Below are 239 nucleotides of genomic sequence, written 5' to 3'. Positions count from 1 at the left end.
GGGTGGAGTCGGTGACGTTCTTCTCGCCGGAGGAGTTGGCGGCGGCGGGGGTGCCGGAGTCGGTGTACTCGCACCCGAGTTACGTGCCGGCCAAGGCGCGGTTGGACGGCGTGGAGCTGTTCGACGCGGAGTTCTTCGGCTTCAACGCCCACGAGGCGGAGATGACGGATCCGCAGCACCGGTTGTTCCTGGAGTGCGCGTGGGAGGCGCTGGAGGACGCGGCGTACGACCCGGCGCGT

General features: G+C 69.5%; 1 protein-coding gene. It reads left to right on the top strand.

Annotated features, from left to right (window positions below):
- Nucleotides 1-11: 11 nt before the first annotated feature.
- Nucleotides 12-239, top strand: a 228-nt coding sequence (locus ACSNOB_RS32160; protein WP_436691228.1) for a beta-ketoacyl synthase N-terminal-like domain-containing protein, incomplete at its 3' end; no start/stop codon positions are given.

It is taken from the genome of Micromonospora sp. URMC 106, from assembly GCF_051386395.1.
In the GTDB taxonomy this organism is placed as follows: domain Bacteria; phylum Actinomycetota; class Actinomycetes; order Mycobacteriales; family Micromonosporaceae; genus Micromonospora.
Note: the sequence above shows the minus strand (reverse complement) of the source record. Positions and strands in the feature narration are given on the sequence as shown.